Origin of the sequence: Nocardia sp. NPDC050413 (genome assembly GCF_040655475.1) — a bacterium.
GTDB lineage: Bacteria > Actinomycetota > Actinomycetes > Mycobacteriales > Mycobacteriaceae > Nocardia > Nocardia coubleae.
This window is the reverse complement of record NZ_JBFAJZ010000023.1, coordinates 21,987-35,208: the sequence shown is the minus strand read 5'-3', so window position 1 is coordinate 35,208 and position 13,222 is coordinate 21,987. Positions and strand designations below refer to the sequence as shown.

Sequence of the window (13,222 nt, the reverse complement as noted above, 5' to 3'; positions counted from 1 at the left end):
CTGTAGTCCAAGCAACCCGCCGGACGCAAATCCGGTCAAGCCCTGAACACGCAATCAGTCAGGCGCTCATCGTCCTACCTCGTGTCTCAGCGGGGCTGAGTCGGTGTCCGTGTCGCTCTGACTCGAACTAAGTTACGTGCCGCCAAACACGAAGTCAAATCGGCTGGTCAGAGCAGGTTTTTCAGATCTTGGTCGAACCAGCCCGGAGCCGCACCGGTGAACCGGTCGCGGTCCCACTGTCCCACCCCTGCGGGTATGGCGCCGAGCAACGGCGTTCCGGTGATCCGAGGCAGGTCGTCGCGGTTACATTCGGAAGCGAGGTCGGGTTCATCGGGCCAGGCGCCGATGACGAGCCCGGCGCAGCGCACTCCCGCGGCAGCAAGGGTTCTTGTGGTGAGTTCGCTGTGATTGAGGGTGCCGAGGCCGGCGGCAGCGACGACCAGAACGGGGGCGCCGAGCTTTTCGGCGAGGTCGAGGAGGGTGAACTCCCCCATGCGGACCAGCAACCCGCCCGCCCCTTCGACGAGCACCAGGTCGGCGTCGGCGAGCGTTTCGATACCTGCGACTGTCTCCGCGAGCGTCAGCAAGGGCATGCCCGCCCGGCGGGCGGCGGTGTCGGGGGCGAGCGGTTCCGGGTAGCGGGCCAGCTCGAGGGTGCGGGTGATGCCGGTCAGGCGGGTGACATCGGCGAGGTCGCCGGGTTCGCCGGGCGCGATGCCGGTCTGGGCCGGTTTACAGACCGCGACCGTGCGGCCTTCTGCCCGGGCTGCCGCAGCCAGAGCGGCGGTCGCGACGGTCTTGCCGACATCGGTCGATGTGCCGCTGATCAGAAGAACACCCATCTCGCTACCTCACCAATCCTCGGTTCATCACCGATCCGTTCCGTTCCTGCCCAGGTTCGGGCGGGCGAGCGTGTCAGACGACCAGCGCGTCCCCACGTGCCTCGGCCAGGACTTCGCCGAGCACCTCGGCGATGGTGTCCAGCTCGGCGGCGGTGAGATCGGCTCGGGCGGTTAGTCGCAGGCGCGAGGTTCCCTCGGGGACCGACGGCGGACGGAAGCAGCCGACTTCGAGCCCGCGCGCTCGGCACGCCTGTGCGGCGTCGAAGGCACGTTGGGCGTCGCCGAGAACTACCGAGACCACGGCGGAGGTCGGTTCGGGCACGCCGGCGATGCGGGCGATGTCCGCCGCGCGGTCAAGGACACGGGTGGCCATGGCCGGGTCGCGGCGCAGCAGCGACAGGGCCGCGCGGGCGGCGCCGACGGCAGCGGGTGCCAGACCGGTGTCGAAGATGAACGTGCGGGCGGCATCGATGAGATGGGCACGGATCCTGCTGTCGGCGAGCACTACTCCACCTTGGGCGGCGAACGCCTTAGACAGGGTGGCGGTGATGACGAGGTCGGGTTGACCCGCCAAGCCCAGTTCGTGCACCAATCCCCTGCCGCCCGCACCGCGGACGCCGAGCCCGTGGGCTTCGTCGACGACGAGGACCGCGCCGTTGGCCCGGGCGACCCGGTGCAGGTCGGCCAGCGGCGCGAGGTCGCCGTCGGCGCTGAAGACCGAGTCGGTGAGGACGAGTGCCCGCTCCTCGACGCGTTCGGCCAGCAGCCGGTCGACGGCGGCGACATCGCGGTGCGGCGCGACGGCGATCCGGGCGCGGGAGAGCCTGCACGCATCGACGAGCGAGGCGTGGCTGCCCGCGTCGGAGACGATGAAGCTGTCGCGCCCGGCCAGGGCGGTGACCACACCCAGGTTGGCGGCGTAACCGGAGGCGAAGACCAATCCTGTTTCGGCGCCGACGAATTCGGCCAGTTCGGTTTCCAGCAGCTCGTGTTCGGCGGTGGTCCCGGTGACCAACCGCGAACCGGTGGAACCCGCGCCCCAGCGGCGGACCGCGGCGATCGCGCCCTCGATCACGTCCGGGTGACGTACCAGGCCGAGGTAGTCGTTGGAGGCGAGGTCGATGCTCGCCTGCTCGGGTTCGCGCACGCGCAGGTGCCTGCGCAGCCCGGCGGCGGTGCGCGCGGTGGCGCGTTCGTCCAGCCAGCTCAACGGGTCCGTAGTCACAGTCGAGGAGGATACTTGAACACCGTTCAGGCCGGTCATCGGATCGAGGCTTTCACGGCCGCGTGCACGGCGCCGGTGATGGTGGCGATATCGGCGGAGCTGCTGATGAACGGCGGCATGGTGTAGACGAGATCGCGGAAAGGACGCAGCCAGGCACCCGCGTCGACAGCGGCATCGGTGGCTGCGCGCATGTCGACGGGTTCGGCGAGTTCGACGACGCCGATGGCACCGAGCACGCGCACGTCGACGACCCCCGGCAGCTCGGCGATCGGCGCGAGACCTTCGCGCAGCTCGCTTTCGATCCGTGCGACCTCACCGCGCCAATCACGCGAGCGCAGCAGTTCGATCGAGGCCACCGCGACCGCGCACGCCAGCGGGTTGCCCATGAAGGTCGGCCCGTGCATCAGGCCGCCGTGCGCGGCGCTGATGGTTTCGGCGATGCGGGTGGTGCACAGCGCGGCGGCGAGGGTGAGATAGCCGCCGGTCAGCGCCTTGCCCACGCACATGACGTCCGGGGCGACCCCGGCGTGATCGGCGGCGAAGAGCGCGCCGGTGCGGCCGAAACCCGTGGCGATCTCGTCGAAGACGAGCAGCACGTCGTTGGCGTCGCAGATGCGGCGCAGCTCGGTGAGGTAGCGCGGATCGTGCCAGCGCATACCGCCCGCGCCCTGCACGACGGGCTCGACGATGACGGCGGCCACCTCGTCGCGATGGGCGTGGATCGCGTGTTCGAGTTCGGCGACGTAGTCCTGGGTGAATTCGCGAGGCGGGGCGGGCACGAAGACTTGATCGGTGAGGACATCGGTCCACAGCGCATGCATGCCGCCCTCGGGATCGCAGACGCTCATCGGCGTGAAGGTGTCGCCGTGGTAGCCGCCGCGCCAGGTCAGCAGGCGGTTCTTGGCCGGACGGCCGAGCGCCCGCCAGTACTGCAGGCACATCTTCGCGGCGACTTCCACCGAGACCGAGCCGGAGTCGCAGAGGAACACCTTGTCCAGGCCCGCGGGAGTGATCTCGACGAGTAGCTGCGCGAGGCGGGCGGCCGGTTCGTGGGTGAGCCCACCGAACATCACGTGACTCATCCGCTGCGACTGCGCGAAGAGAGCTTCGTCGAGCACGGGATGCCGGTAGCCGTGCACGGCCGCCCACCAGGAGCTCATTCCGTCGACGAGTTCACGGCCGTCGGCCAGGGTGAGCCGGGTGCCCGCCGCGCTCGCCACCACCAGCGGTTCGGTGGTAGCCGGGAAACCGCCGTAGGGATGCCAGACGTGGTCGGCGTCCAGGGCGGTGATCTGCTCGGGGGTCAGGTCCACAGCGTGTCCTCGTCGTTGCCCGGTGCCGCCTGCGACGGCCTTGAACGCTGTTCAAGTTATCACCTGTCGCCGACGGCGGACAGACTCGCGACCACATCGGGAATCCGGGCCAGGGCCGCGCGGACATCGCCGAGCGAGTCCGCGCCCAGTTCGCCCGCGACGGCGGCCTCGATGCGCCGGATCTCCCGCGCGGCCACGGCGAGGGCATCGCGGCCTTTCGCCGTCGGCACGATCAGACGTGCGCGCTTGTCGGCGGGATCTGCGATGCGCTCGACGTAACCACAGCGTTCGAGATGGGTGACCAGTTCCCCCATCGACTGCTGGGTCATCCCGGCCGACTCGGCCAGGGCGGTCACCCGCGAGCCGTTCGGCGCCAGATAGCGGAAGACCGCGTAGTGGGCGGGTCGCAGTTCGGTACCGAGGCTTGTGCGCAGGGCGTTGTCGAGTTCCCGTTCGTAGGCATCGGCGGCCTGGACCAGGAGTTTCAACAGCGTAGATCTTGACATATAGGAAGGTTACCTTTATATCTTGGATATGGCACGCACCGGCACCGTCCTCACCTTCCGCAACGGGCATCGGGTCACACTCGTCGACCGCGGCGCGGACGAGCACGGCGCCTATCTCCGGCTCGAGCACGAGTTGCCGCGCACCGGTAGGCAGGCGGGCCCGCACTGGCATCCCGAGATCAGCGAGACGTGGACGATCCGCAGCGGGCAGGTGCGCTTCCGCATCGATGGCGCCGACATCGTCGCCGGACCGGGCGATTCCGTCACCGCACCGCCGCGTGCGGTGCACGAATTCTGGAACGAGGCCGAGGGCACGGTGATGGACCACGTGATCCGGCCGCCGCTGCGGCACTGGGAGATGTTCGAGTTCTGGAGTGGGCTGGACAACGCGAACAAGACCACCGAGCAGCGATTGCCCCGCAACCCGCTGGCGCTGGCCCTGCTGTGGGAGTACCAGGACGGCTACCTGGCCGGTCCGCCCGCGCTGCTGCAACGGTGGGTTTTCGGCGGGCTCGCCACGCTGGCCCGGCGCACGGGCTACGCGCGGCGGCTGATGGCGGGGTGACGCAGCACCCAGCGCGAGCGCGCGCGGTCGGCACGCGGATTCCTCTACTGTCGTAGCATGTCGAGCCCCAACGACCGAACCGGTGAGGTGACGCCGCTGAGCGTGTGGCCGGGCACGGCCTACCCGCTCGGTGCCACCTACGACGGCGGGGGCACGAACTTCTCGGTGTTCTCCGAGGTGGCCACCCGGGTGGAGTTGTGCCTGATCGACGAGGACGGGTCCGAGACGCGGGTGGATCTTGACGAGGTGGACGGTTACGTCTGGCACGCCTATCTGCCGTCGGTCGTTCCCGGTCAGCGCTATGGATTCCGCGTCCACGGGCCCTACGAGCCCGAGTTGGGGCTGCGCTGCGATCCGGGCAAATTGCTGCTCGACCCGTACGGCAAGGCCTTCGACGGCGAGTTCGTCAACGATCCCTCGCTCTACACCTACGGCCTGGATTCGCTGGGCCACACCATGACCGGGGTGGTCATCAACCCCTTCTTCGATTGGGGCAACGACCGGCCGCCGAATCGGCCGTACCACGAGACGGTGATCTACGAGGCGCACGTCAAGGGCATGACGATGACGCACCCCGACATCCCCGACGAACTACGCGGCACCTATGCGGGGCTGGCGCATCCGGCGATCATCGGGCATCTGAAAGCGCTCGGTGTCACGGCGATCGAACTCATGCCGGTGCACCAGTTCTTCCACGATCACGTGCTCACCGATCAGGGACTGCGAAACTACTGGGGCTACAACAGCATCGGGTATCTGGCCCCGCACAACGAGTACGCCTCCCGCCGCAGCGGGGACGCCGCGGTCGCCGAGTTCAAGGCGATGGTGCGGGCGATGCACGCCGAGGGCATCGAGGTGATTCTCGACGTGGTCTACAACCACACCGGCGAGGGCAATCATCTGGGGCCGATCCTGAGCCTGCGCGGTATCGACAATGCCGCCTACTACCGGCTCGACGACGACAACCCCGAGCACTACAAGGATTTCACCGGAACCGGCAACAGTCTCAATGTGCGTCATCCGCACACCCTGCAGCTCATCATGGATTCGCTGCGCTACTGGATCCTCGATATGCACGTCGACGGCTTCCGCTTCGACCTCGCCGCGACGCTCGCGCGTGAATTACACGATGTGGACCGGCTTTCCGCGTTCTTCGACCTGGTGCACCAGGATCCGGTGGTGAGCCAGGTGAAGCTCATCGCCGAGCCATGGGACGTGGGCGAGGGTGGCTACCAGGTGGGCAACTTCCCCAGCTTGTGGACCGAATGGAACGGCAAGTACCGCGACACGGTGCGCGACTATTGGCGTGGTGAACCGGCGACACTGGGTGAGTTCGCCTCGCGGCTCACCGGGTCGTCGGATCTGTACGAGCCGACCGGGCGACGGCCCGGCGCGAGCATCAACTTCGTCACCGCGCACGACGGGTTCACCTTGCGGGACCTGGTGTCCTACAACGAGAAACACAACGAGGCCAACGGCGAGGACAACCGCGACGGCGAAAGCCACAACCGCTCGTGGAACTGCGGTGTCGAAGGACCGACCGACGACCCCGAGGTGGAGGCACTGCGGGCACGTCAGCAGCGCAATCTGCTGGCCACACTGATCCTGAGCCAGGGCACCCCGATGCTGGCCCACGGTGACGAGATGGGCCGCACCCAGCTCGGCAACAACAATGTGTACTGCCAGGACTCGCCGCTGGCGTGGATGGATTGGTCGCTGGCGCAACAGAACGCGGACCTGCTCGAATTCACCCGCTCGGTGATCGCGTTGCGTACCGAGCATCCGATCTTCCGGCGCCGCCGCTTCCTCGCCCCCGGTCCGGCCGACGGCGAGGGGCATCGCCGCGAGATCGCCTGGTTCACGCCCACCGGGACGGAGATGACCACCGACGACTGGCACAGCGGATTCGGCAAATCCCTCGCCGTGCTGCTCGACGGCGACGGCATTCCCGAGCCCGGCCCGCGCGGGGAACGGATCAGCGACGACTCGTTCCTGCTGTGCTTCAATGCGCACGACGAAGCGCTCGATTTCGTGCTGCCCGGGCCGGAGTTCGGCGCCGAATGGGCGCTCGCCCTGGATTGTTCGACCCCCACCGGTGCCGCCGAAGCCGTTCATGCGGCGGCGACGGTGCTGCCCGTTCCCAGCCGCTGCCTGCTCGTATTGCGCCGAACCGCCTAGCGAGACGATGACCGAGACCTACGTGACCGATCCCCTGACCCGGCTGCACCGCGCACCGATCCGACCGAGCACGGTGCGCAGCACCTACCGCCTCCAGTTGCGTCCCGACGCGCTCACCTTCGGCGATGCCCGGGCGATTGCCGAATACCTGCAGCAGCTGGGGATTTCGCATCTGTACCTGTCCCCGATCCTGACCGCCGCGCACGGGTCGACGCACGGGTACGACGTCACCGATCCGACCACGGTGTCGGCCGCGCTCGGCGGGCCTGCCGGGCTCAAGGCACTGTCAGACGAAGTGCGCAGCCGCGGAATGGGTTTGATCGTCGATCTGGTGCCCAACCACGTGGGAGTCGGCGATCCGCAGCAGAATCCGTGGTGGTGGGATGTGCTGCGATTGGGCCGGAAGTCGCCGTACGCCAAGTACTTCGACATCGACTGGAGTCCGAGCAACGGTGCGGGTGGGCGGCTGGCGCTGCCGGTGCTGCAGAACGAGAACGACCCGGCCGCGCTCACCGTCGACCGGTCCGGTCCCGAACCCATGCTCGCGCTGCACGATCTGCGGTTCCCGATCGCGCCCGGCACCGACGGTGACAACGCGCTGCGCATCCACGACCGCCAGCACTATCGGCTGGTGAGCTGGAAGGCCGGGGTGTGCACCTATCGACGGTTCTTCGCGGTGAACAGTCTGGCCGCCGTCCGCCAGGAGGACCCGGAGGTGTTCGAGGCGACGCACCGGGAGCTGGCCGCCTGGTGCGAACACGACCTGATCGACGGTGTTCGAGTGGACCACCCGGACGGATTGGCCTATCCCAGTGCGTATCTCACGCGATTGCGTCGCCTGATCGGGCCCAAGCGGTTGCTGCTGGTCGAGAAGATCCTGGCCAATCGCGAACCGCTCGACGCCACCCTGCCGATCGACGGCACCACGGGTTACGACGCACTGGCCGACGTGGGCGGTGTGCTCATCGATCCGGCCGGCGAACCCGCGCTCACCGAGCTGTCACAACAGGTGGCCGGACACGGCAGCGATCGCGCCTGGTTCGGCGAGACCGAGCACCGGATCAAACGGGCGGTCGCCGAAACCATTCTGGCCCCGGAGATCCGGCGGCTGGTCGCCGCGATCAAACGCGACGGCAACGCGGGCAGTTTCGACACCCTCGCCGTGAGCAACGCGACCATCGAGGTGCTGGCGTTCATGCCGGTGTACCGGGTGGATTACGCGCCGCTGGCCGGGATGACCGCGGCGGTGGTCGCGGAGGTGGAGAAGCGTAATGCCGAGCTCACGGCGCCGCTGTCGGTGCTGGTGACGGCGCTGGCCGTGGGCGGGGAAGCGGCGACGCGGTTCAACCAGGTGTGCGGGGCGATCACCGCGAAAGCGGTGGAGGACACCATGTTCTATCAGGGTGCGCGGTTGGTGTCGCTGCAGGAGGTGGGTGGGAACCCGGCGCGCTTCGGACACTCGGTCAACGATTTCCACCTGTCCAACAGTGAGCGCTCGCAGCGCTGGCCGGCGACCATGACCGCGCTGTCGACGCACGACACCAAACGCGGCGAGGATGTGCGCGCCCGGATCGGTGTGCTCTCGCAGGTGGCCGAGCTCTGGTCGGAGCGGGTGCGCGGCTGGCTCGAAACCACCCCGGCGCCCGACGGTGCCACGGCATTGTTCCTGTTGCAGAACATGTTCGGGGTGTGGCCGGCCGACGGGCGGCCCGCGTCGTCGGTGCCGGGGCTGCGTGACCGGCTGCATCTGTTCGCGGAGAAGTCGATCCGGGAGGCGGGGACCAAGACGTCGTGGGAGGAACCCGACGCGCAGTTCGAGTCGGCGGTGCACGCCTGGCTCGACGCGGTGATCGACGGGCCGGTGGGTACCGGGATCGGCGATCTGGCCCACGAGCTGGCACCGCATGCCTGGTCTGACGCGGTGTCGCAGAAGCTGCTCCAGCTGTGCGCACCGGGGATTCCGGATATCTATCAGGGCACCGAGGTCTGGGAGGACTCGCTGGTCGACCCGGACAACCGGCGGCCGGTGAACTTCGCGGTGCGGGCGGGGATGCTCCAATCCCTCACCGACACACCGACTCTGGACACGACCGGGGCGGCGAAGATGTGGGTGGTCGCCTATGCGCTGTGGTTGCGGCGGGAGCGGCCGGAATGCTTCGTCGGCGGGATGTACCGGCCGTTCTACGCGGTCGGTGAGCACGCGCACCGGCTCGTCGCCTATGGGCGCGGGCCCGCCGGGGAGGCGCCCGAGGTGATCGTCGCGGCCACCCGGCATTCGGTCGGGTTGGCCGCGACGGGGTGGACCGACACCACCCTGCCCCTGCCCGAAGGCACCTGGACCGACAGGTTGACCGGCAACACCTATGCGGGCACCGTGCGGCTGGACACGTTGTTCACCCGGTTGCCGGTCGCGCTGCTGGTGCGCTGAGAAACGCGGGACCGCCTCGGCGATCCCGCGTCCGGTTCAGCGTCGCAGGCCCAGGTATTGCAGGGCGGCGAAGGCGCCGACCGTCATCGCCTGCATCACGGCCCACACGGCGCCGACCGTCGTCAGGTTCAGTGCGCCGGTGACGACCGCGGCGAGGCTGGCGAGCACCCAGGCGGCGTTGCCGATCGCGACACCGGCCGCGGCTGTCCGGTTGATCGGCGACCTGGCACCGATGACGGCGACGGCCAGGCCGTAGGCGGTGAGGAAGGCGCCGATCGCCAGGCTCGCGGTGGTGTCGAGGCCGAGCAGACGCTCGAGCGGGCCTGCGAGGGCGAGGTAGGCGATGCCGTTGGCGCCGGTGACGACGGCGTCGGTGCGCAGCGACAGGCGGAGCAGGTTCTCACCCGAGGTGAGCAGGGCGGACAGGCGGCCGGGGCGGGTGGCGGTGGTCATGGCGGATCTCCTGGTGTGTGAAGGGGTTTCAGGCGGCGGCGGGAACGTGGTCGAGGAAGCCGTAGACGCGGTCGATGCGGCCGTCGACGAGGACGGCGACGTCGAAGCCGATCACCACGGCGTCACCGTCGGCGGGGCCGAGGCCCCAGGTGAAGCGGACCTGGTCGTGGTGGGCGTCGACCGGGCCGGCCAGCCGGAAGGTCCAGTCGGGGAACTGGGTCTGCACGCCGGCGATGGCGGCTTCGAGTTCGGCGTGTCCGTTCACCGCGACCATCGGGTCGACGTAGCCGACCTGCGGGGTGAACAGCCGGGCGACGGCGGAGCGGCGGGCGCCGGGCTCGCGGGTGTTCCAGGCTTCCAGGTACTGCGCGACGACGGTGTTCATCTCGACCTCCGAAATAGTCTCTGAGCTGGTGTTTCGCTCGTTGTTTCTGCGATGACACCAACGTTATGGGTCGAGTGGGGGTCGGCGAATCAGTCGCCTATAGGTACTTTCGCGACGCGGCTACTGTCATCGCCGGTACGGCGATACGGTTGAGCACATGCTGCACGGACGCGACGCCGAACAGGCCATGCTCGACGACCTGCTCGCCGGTGCGCGGGCCGGGCGCAGCGCGGCCCTCGTGATCCGCGGTGAGGCAGGCATCGGGAAGTCGGCTCTGCTGGATTATGCTGCGGCACAGGGGCTTCCGACGGCGCGAAGCGCGGGTATCGAATCCGAAGCCGAATTGTCCTTCGCCGCACTGCATCTGCTGGTGAAACCAGGCATGGAACTGGTCGGGCAGTTGCCGCCCCGGCAGCGCGACGCACTCGAGGCGGCCTTCGGCCTCGGCGAGCACGCACCGGCCGACCGGATGCTCATCGGCCTCGCGGTACTGACGCTGTTGGCCGAGGAAGCCGCCGACGGACCGCTGCTGTGCATCGTCGACGACGCGCACTGGCTGGACCAGGCCACCGCCGATGCCCTGCTGTTCGCCGCCCGTCGGCTCGATGCCGAGGGGGTGGTGATGTTGTTCGCGGCCCGCACCGGTCCCGATGACTTCCCGGCACCCGGACTGGCGGAGCTCACCTTGACCGGTCTGCCGCCCGAGGCCGCCGCCGCACTACTCGATGCGGGTACGACGCGGTTGTCACCGGCCACCCGCTACCGTCTGCTCGCCGAATCCGGCGGCAATCCGCTTGCCTTGCTGGAACTTCCGTCGGTCGTCGGCGACAGCGATGTGGGTGCGGCCAACCCGCTCCCCCTGACCCAGCGCCTGCAACTGGCCTTCCACAGCCGCATCACGAAGCTTCCGCCCGCCACCCGCACCGTCCTCCTGGTCGCCGCCGCGGCGGGCACGGCGGATATCGGGCGCGTGCTGCAGGCCGCCACCACACTCGGTGCGGGACTGCCGGACCTGCAGCCCGCGCAGAACGCGGACATGATCGACCTCGACAGCGGACGACTCACCTGGCGCCACCCGCTACTGCGCTCGGCGGTCTACCAGGGTGCGGCATTGACCCAGCGACTCGCCGCCCACCGCGCACTCGCCGCCGCCTACGCACCGCCGGCCCATCCGCCCCCGGCGGGGCACGCCGCGGCGTCTCGACCCGCTGGGCCGGGCGGTACCGGTGCCACCAGCTCGATGAGTACCACCGACGATCCGGTGATCGATGCCGACTGCTCGACGACCGGCCCCGACGACCCGGAGAACGGTGCCGGAGGTTCGATAGGGTTCGGCGCTCGGGCAGCTTTCGACGATAACGACGCCGATCTGCGGGCCTGGCATTTGGCTTGCGCGGCAACTGGGCCCGACGAGGAGACCGCCGCCGCGTTGGAGAACACCGCCGATCGCACGCGTCGCCGCACGGGTTTTCACGGGGCGGTCGCGGCGTACGAGCGGGCGGCGGCGCTGAGCGTCGACAGTGCGGCGCGGGTGCGGCGGCTGGTAATGGCCGCCGAGACGGCGACGGAGGCCGGGCTCACCGGGCAGGCTGCGCGGCTGGCCGAGCGCGCGGCCGCCCTTGCCGGTGGTGGCGAGTACGAACAGCGGCTCGAGCTGGTGCGGGCGCAAGCCGAGTTCGGTTCGGGCACACCGGGTTCCGCGCATCGGCGCTTCATGTCGGCGGCCCGTGCGGCGCGCACGGACGATCCGGGAACCGCTGCCCGCATCCTGACAAGGGCGGTGCACACCGCCTGGTATCTCGGTCCCGCCGAGCTCGACGAGGTGGCCGGGTTCCTGACGACGTTGCGGTTGGCGGAGGACGACCCCGCCACCCCGATCGCGCGCTATCTGACCGGTTCGGTGTCGGGCAGACGCACCACCGACCTGCGTGCCGTCGTCGACGCCGCGCGCGCGGCTGGCGCCGACAATCCCGCCGACCTGGTGCAGCTGTGCGGTAGTGGGCTCGTCGTCGGACAGGACGACCAGGTCGACGAGGTGGCGGCCGAACTCATCGCCGAGTGCCGGGAGCAGGGGCGCATCGCCCTGCTCGCGCCGCTGCTGTTCTTTCGTGCCGAATGCCAGCTGTTCGGTGGGCGGCCACGGGAGAGCCGGGTCGCCGCCGAGGAAGGGCTGGGCATCGCCCGCGATATCGGGCAGGCGCAGTGGGTCAGCCAGCTGCATGCCTTCCTCGCCTACCTGGCGGCGCTGCACGGTGACGAGCAGCGCTGCCACGCCGAGGCGGAGCAGGCGGTAGCCGATCAACTCGGCGGGCCGATGGCGGTCGGGGCGTCCTGGGCCCACGCGGCTCGGGGACTGCTCGCGCTCGGCGACGGCAAGCTCGACCGGGCGCAGGCCGAACTCGAACACATGACGATCGAACCCGCGCGTCACCACGTGATCGGCCTGCGCACGCTGCCGGATCAGATCGAAGTCGCCGTCCGCCTCGGCGCCCCCGACCGCGCGAACGAGGCCCTGACCAGGCTCGTCGACTGGGCGGAGCGTGCCGAGCAGCAGTGGATCGCCGCCTTGGCGGCACGTGGGCGGGCGCTGCTGGCCGAGGACCCCGAACCGCATTTCCGCACCGCCCTCGTCGGCAACCGCCCCTTCGACGAGGCCAGGACCCGCCTCCTCTACGGCGAATGGCTCCGCCGGGACAAACGCAAAGTCGATGCCCGCACGCAGCTCGAGCAATGTGCCGACGTCTTCGACCGGCTCGGTGCCGTGCCTTGGCTCGAACGAGCACGAACCGAATTGAGCGCCCTGGGTGTGGGGACATCCGCCCGAGCCGACGACGGACCGTTGAGCCTGCTCACACCACAGGAATCACAGATCGTCCGGTTGGCCGCGCAGGGACTGTCGAATCGGGAGATCGCCGCGCGGTTGTTCCTGAGTCATCGCACGGTCGGGCATCACCTGTACAAGGCCTATCCGAAATTGGGCGTGGTGTCGCGTGGCGAACTGAGCGCGCTCGACCTCGAGTGACCGGTCAGCTGCGCGAATGTGTGCCTGCGGCGCCGACGACCCAGCGAAGGGCCGCGACCGATGCGGCGGCGAGCACAGCGACCTGCGGCGATCCGACGACGAGCAGGAGCAGCGCGGCGACAACGAGCCCGGCGACCAGCGCCTCGAGCTTGTAGACCGGCCACGCGACGCCGGCGACGTCGACCGTCGCGGATGCTGTCGATGGGGTCACCACTGCCATGCACACAGGATAGGCGCAAACAAGAGTTCGGTCCACCGAAACCTCGCCGTCGGGTGGGGTCGGGAACATCACAGGTGGAACCGTC

General features: G+C 69.2%; 11 protein-coding genes. 4 read left to right on the top strand and 7 right to left on the bottom strand.

Annotated elements, in window-relative coordinates; genetic code table 11:
* Positions 1–167 precede the first annotated feature (167 nt).
* The 4 genes from bioD to AB0I19_RS28680 form a co-directional block, all read right to left on the bottom strand.
* Complete coding sequence (gene bioD / locus AB0I19_RS28695) at positions 168–842, bottom strand: dethiobiotin synthase (RefSeq protein WP_357153106.1); 675 nt, start codon at positions 840–842, stop codon at positions 168–170.
* A gap of 73 nt (positions 843–915) precedes the next feature.
* Positions 916–2,067 (bottom strand): 8-amino-7-oxononanoate synthase, encoded by a 1,152-nt coding sequence (locus AB0I19_RS28690; RefSeq protein ID WP_357153105.1) that lies wholly within the window; start codon positions 2,065–2,067, stop codon positions 916–918.
* A gap of 35 nt (positions 2,068–2,102) precedes the next feature.
* Entirely contained in the window at positions 2,103–3,380 is a 1,278-nt protein-coding gene (locus AB0I19_RS28685) for an adenosylmethionine--8-amino-7-oxononanoate transaminase (protein ID WP_357153103.1), read from the bottom strand.
* A 59-nt stretch (positions 3,381–3,439) separates the two neighbouring features.
* A complete protein-coding gene (locus AB0I19_RS28680) occupies positions 3,440–3,886 on the bottom strand; it encodes a MarR family transcriptional regulator (RefSeq protein WP_357153100.1) in 447 nt (148 codons plus the stop codon).
* A 28-nt stretch (positions 3,887–3,914) separates the two neighbouring features.
* On the opposite strand from AB0I19_RS28680, the gene AB0I19_RS28675 reads away from it, so the two are divergent.
* From AB0I19_RS28675 to treY, 3 genes are read left to right on the top strand one after another with little or no spacing between them, the layout of a single operon-like run.
* Positions 3,915–4,451, top strand: coding sequence for a cupin domain-containing protein (locus tag AB0I19_RS28675; RefSeq protein ID WP_357153107.1), 537 nt, complete (start codon positions 3,915–3,917; stop codon positions 4,449–4,451).
* A 57-nt stretch (positions 4,452–4,508) separates the two neighbouring features.
* Complete coding sequence (gene glgX / locus AB0I19_RS28670; RefSeq protein ID WP_357153098.1) at positions 4,509–6,629, top strand: glycogen debranching protein GlgX; 2,121 nt, start codon at positions 4,509–4,511, stop codon at positions 6,627–6,629.
* A gap of 7 nt (positions 6,630–6,636) precedes the next feature.
* A complete protein-coding gene (gene treY, locus AB0I19_RS28665; protein ID WP_174550363.1) occupies positions 6,637–9,057 on the top strand; it encodes a malto-oligosyltrehalose synthase in 2,421 nt (806 codons plus the stop codon).
* A 36-nt stretch (positions 9,058–9,093) separates the two neighbouring features.
* Here treY and AB0I19_RS28660 read toward each other — a convergent pair whose 3' ends face one another.
* Both AB0I19_RS28660 and AB0I19_RS28655 read right to left on the bottom strand, forming a co-directional pair.
* Positions 9,094–9,510: a hypothetical protein gene (locus tag AB0I19_RS28660; protein WP_357153095.1), complete on the bottom strand. Its 417-nt coding sequence runs from the start codon at positions 9,508–9,510 to the stop codon at positions 9,094–9,096.
* 28 nt (positions 9,511–9,538) lie between these two features.
* Positions 9,539–9,895, bottom strand: coding sequence for a nuclear transport factor 2 family protein (locus AB0I19_RS28655; RefSeq protein WP_084457462.1), 357 nt, complete (start codon positions 9,893–9,895; stop codon positions 9,539–9,541).
* Positions 9,896–10,052: 157 nt separating this feature from the next.
* On the opposite strand from AB0I19_RS28655, the gene AB0I19_RS28650 reads away from it, so the two are divergent.
* Positions 10,053–12,917 carry an AAA family ATPase gene (locus tag AB0I19_RS28650; protein ID WP_357153092.1) on the top strand — a complete coding sequence of 955 codons (2,865 nt, stop codon included), beginning with the start codon at positions 10,053–10,055 and terminating at the stop codon, positions 12,915–12,917.
* A gap of 4 nt (positions 12,918–12,921) precedes the next feature.
* Here the strand turns inward: AB0I19_RS28650 and AB0I19_RS28645 are convergent, their stop codons facing one another.
* Positions 12,922–13,137, bottom strand: coding sequence for a hypothetical protein (locus AB0I19_RS28645; RefSeq protein WP_357153089.1), 216 nt, complete (start codon positions 13,135–13,137; stop codon positions 12,922–12,924).
* Positions 13,138–13,222: the final 85 nt, after the last annotated feature.

What these genes read in the sequence shown, in the direction of transcription:
- bioD (WP_357153106.1), bottom strand. Translation starts at nt 842, where the DNA reads ATGGGTGTTCTTCTGATCAGCGGCACATCGACCGATGTCGGCAAGACC.
- AB0I19_RS28680 (WP_357153100.1), bottom strand. Translation starts at nt 3,886, where the DNA reads ATGTCAAGATCTACGCTGTTGAAACTCCTGGTCCAGGCCGCCGATGCC.
- AB0I19_RS28675 (WP_357153107.1), top strand. Translation starts at nt 3,915, where the DNA reads ATGGCACGCACCGGCACCGTCCTCACCTTCCGCAACGGGCATCGGGTC.
- glgX (WP_357153098.1), top strand. Translation starts at nt 4,509, where the DNA reads ATGTCGAGCCCCAACGACCGAACCGGTGAGGTGACGCCGCTGAGCGTG.
- treY (WP_174550363.1), top strand. Translation starts at nt 6,637, where the DNA reads ATGACCGAGACCTACGTGACCGATCCCCTGACCCGGCTGCACCGCGCA.
- AB0I19_RS28660 (WP_357153095.1), bottom strand. Translation starts at nt 9,510, where the DNA reads ATGACCACCGCCACCCGCCCCGGCCGCCTGTCCGCCCTGCTCACCTCG.
- AB0I19_RS28655 (WP_084457462.1), bottom strand. Translation starts at nt 9,895, where the DNA reads ATGAACACCGTCGTCGCGCAGTACCTGGAAGCCTGGAACACCCGCGAG.
- AB0I19_RS28650 (WP_357153092.1), top strand. Translation starts at nt 10,053, where the DNA reads ATGCTGCACGGACGCGACGCCGAACAGGCCATGCTCGACGACCTGCTC.
- AB0I19_RS28645 (WP_357153089.1), bottom strand. Translation starts at nt 13,137, where the DNA reads ATGGCAGTGGTGACCCCATCGACAGCATCCGCGACGGTCGACGTCGCC.